Here is a 3,260-nt window from a genome sequence, read left to right as displayed (position 1 = left end):
GCCGCACCACCACCGGATCGTCGCCCGTGCCCATGGGCGTGAGGTCCACCACGGTGGTGGGTTGCGAAGGGCAGGCGCCGGCGTCGATGACGGCGCCGATCTGCTTTTCGAAGCGCTCGCGGATGGTCTGCGCGTCGTTCAGCGCCTCGGTCTCGCCGGGCGCGATCAGCGTGGTGGCCAGAAGCGGCGCGCCGTGCAGCATCAGCAGCTCGAGCAGCACCTTGTGGTCGGGCACGCGCAGGCCGATGGTCTTGCGCTGCGGATGGCTCACGCGCCGCGGCACTTCCTTGGTGGCCTCGAGCAGGAAGGTGTAGGGCCCGGGCGTCGCGGCCTTCAGCAGCCGGTACTGCTTGTTGTCGACTCGCGCGTAGTTGGCCAGTTCGCTCAGGTCGCGGCACAGCAGCGTGAGGTGGTGCTTCTCGTCGACCTGGCGGATGCGGCGCAATTGGTCGACCGCGTCCTTGTCGTCGAGGTGGCAGGCCAGCGCGTAGCTCGAATCGGTGGGCACGGCCACGATCTCGCCGCGCTGCAAGAGCGCGGCGGCCTGCTTGAGCAGCCGCTGCTGCGGGTTCTCGGGGTGGACTTCGAAATACTGGGCCATACAAAAGACTCCTGATCAGGATTCGGCCGGCTCGATCGGCACGCGGCGCTCGCGCACCGTGAGCCAGGCGCCGGCCGCGCCGCACACCGCGATCATCGACATGCCGATGAGCGAGAAGCGGTCGGGCACGTGGGAAAAGACCAGCCAGCCACCGAACATGGCAAACGCGATCTGCGCATAGAGGTAGGGCGTGAGCGTGGATGCCGGTGYGCGCTGGTAGGCCAGGATGAGGATGAAGTGTCCCACCGTGCCCATGAACCCCATGAGGCACAGCAAGGCCCACCAGTGCCACGAGGGCAGGGCGGTCCACACGAAGGGCAGCGCCAGCGAGGCGATCAGCGCGCCCACCCAGCCGGTATAGAAATGCATCGTGAGCGGATTCTCGGTCTGCGCCAGCTTGCTCGTGAGCACCTGGAACCAGGCGTTGGTCAGCACCAGCCCAATGGGCAGCAGCACGGCCCAGCTGAACGCATCGCCGCCCGGGCGCAGGATGACCAGCGTGCCGGCGAAGCCGCCGGCCACCAGCACCCAGCGCAGCGCAGAGACCTGCTCCTTGAGCGTGGTGGCCGCAAGCAGGGTGATGACGAGCGGCGCAATGAGCACGATGGACGTGAACTCGGCCAGCGGCATGTAGCGCAGGCTCAGGAAGGCCAGCGTGCTCGACACCAGCAGCAGCGCGCCGCGCAGCAGCTGGTAGCGCGGATGCTGCGTGCGCAGCAGGGCGGTGCCGTGCCGCGGCAGCAGCACCGCGGTGGTGGCCACGGCCTGGAAGGCATAGCGGAACCACACGCCCATCAGAATGGGCACGGCGGCGGTGGAGGTCTTGGTGGCGGTGTCGAGCGTGGCAAAGCAGGCCACTGCCACCAGCACCATGCCGATGCCCGCGAGGATGCGTTCGGATTCGAGGTCGCGCGTCTGGCGGGCCGCGGCGCGGGCGTTCGCCAGTGCCGCCGTTGCCGCGCTGTCGCTGCCGGACCCGGGGCTCTGGCTCACTGCTGGATGCGGTGGCTGAGCAGTTCCCACACCGGCGTGAGCGCACCGGGCAACGGTGGCAGCTTGCCGAGATCGCAATGGCTTTCGTCGGGGCTGTGGAAATCGCTGCCGCGCGAGGCGGCGAAATCGAACTCGAGCGCCTTGTCGGCGTACTCGACGTATTCGGCGGTCGTGTGGCTGCCGGTGACGACCTCGATCGCCTGCCCGCCATGCGCCTTGAATTCGAGGAACAGCGCGTATTCCTCGTTGGCGGTGAACTTGTAGCGCCCCGGATGCGCGATGACGGCCATGCCCTTGGCGGCCGTGATCCAGTGCACCGCATCCTYGAGCGAGGCCCAGCGGTGCGGCACGTAGCCGGGCTTGCCTTCGGTCAGGTACTTGCGGAACACCTCGGGCGTGTCGCGGCAGTGGCCCTGCTCGACCAGGAAGCGCGCGAAGTGGGTGCGCGAGATCAGCTCAGGATTGCCGACGAACTTGAGCGCGCCTTCGTAGGCGCCGTGGATGCCGACCTTGGCCAGCCCCTCGGACATTTCCTGCGCGCGCTTGCCGCGGCCGCCGCGCGTGTCGTAGAGGCCCTGCGTCATGGCGGCGTCGTCGGGGTCGAAGCCCAGGCCGACGATGTGCACGGTCTCGTTGGCGAAGGTCACCGAGATTTCGGTGCCCGTGAGATAGCGGATGCCGTTGGCGCGCGCCGCGGCGGCCGCGCGGTGCTGGCCGCCGACTTCGTCATGGTCGGTGAGCGCCCAGAGCTCGACCCCGTTGGCGGCGGCGCGCGCGGCCAATTCTTCGGGCGTCAATGTGCCGTCGGAAACCACGGAATGGCAGTGCAGATCGGCATTGAGAATGGAGGACACATTTGCATTCTATTGGGTCTGGAACATCGATGCGGGCGCATGGATGCTATTGGGGTTGCTATTAAATAAATAGCATTACTGCGGCGGCCGGCGCGGCTCAGCGCTTCTTGCGAAAAGCCGCCCATGCAGCCACCGCGGTGAAGCTCGCGACGATCGCCACCACGATCCAGAACCCGTGCTTGTGCTCGGCCAGCGGAATGCCGCCCACGTTCATGCCGAACAGGCCCGCCAGGATATTGATCGGCAGCGCGAGCACGGTCACCACCGTCAGCACGAACAGGCTGCGGTTGTTGTCCTCGTTCACATTGGCGGCAATTTCCTCCTGCAGCAGCTTGATGCGCTCCTGCAGCGCCTGCATGTCGCGCAGCACCACCGAGAACTCCTCGGTCGAGCCGCGCAGCTCCTGCGCGTCGGGCTCCGCCATCCAGGCCGGCGGGCCCTGCAGCAGGCGGAAGAGGGCGGCGGGCTCGGGCGCCAGCAGGCGCTGCAGCCGCACCAGCAGCCGGCGCAGCACGCCGAGCCGTGCGCGCTTGTGGTCGAGCCGGCCGGCCAGCAATTCGTCTTCGATGCGGTCGATGCGCGAAGTGACGCCGCGCACGATCTTCACCAGCACGTCGGCCTGCGCGCGCAGCAGGTGCTCCAGCAGCTCGGTGCTCGAACGCGGCGCGTCGCCGGCCTTGACCGCCGTGCGCAGCGCGTCGACCGAGCGCAGCGGCTTGGTGCGCGCCGTGACCACCAGCCGCGGCCCCACGCTGATCCAGAGCGTGGAGATGTCCGAGGGCTCGAAGCTGAACTCGAAGTGCACGTCGTTG

Annotated in this window: 4 protein-coding genes; all 4 read right to left on the bottom strand. The window is 68.1% G+C overall.

Features of this window, described 5'->3' with window-relative positions; all coding sequences use genetic code 11:
• On the bottom strand, window positions 1-601 hold a 601-nt coding region (locus AC1DOC_RS25795; RefSeq protein ID WP_478130767.1), incomplete at its 3' end, for an L-threonylcarbamoyladenylate synthase.
• 15 nt (window positions 602-616) lie between these two features.
• Window positions 617-1,594: a DMT family transporter gene (locus tag AC1DOC_RS25790; RefSeq protein WP_478130766.1), complete on the bottom strand. Its 978-nt coding sequence runs from the start codon at window positions 1,592-1,594 to the stop codon at window positions 617-619.
• The gene (locus AC1DOC_RS25785; RefSeq protein WP_478130765.1) at window positions 1,591-2,448 is read right to left on the bottom strand and encodes a 3',5'-nucleoside bisphosphate phosphatase; all 858 of its coding nucleotides are present in this window, start codon (window positions 2,446-2,448) and stop codon (window positions 1,591-1,593) included. The genes AC1DOC_RS25790 and AC1DOC_RS25785 overlap by 4 nt, the downstream gene beginning before the upstream one ends.
• 97 nt (window positions 2,449-2,545) lie before the next feature.
• On the bottom strand, window positions 2,546-3,260 hold a 715-nt coding region (locus tag AC1DOC_RS25780; RefSeq protein WP_478130764.1), incomplete at its 5' end, for a CorA family divalent cation transporter.

This window comes from Variovorax sp. 01T439_2 (assembly GCF_056398445.1).
The sequence above is the reverse complement of the archived record's forward strand: the minus strand, read 5'-3'. Positions and strand labels throughout refer to the sequence as shown.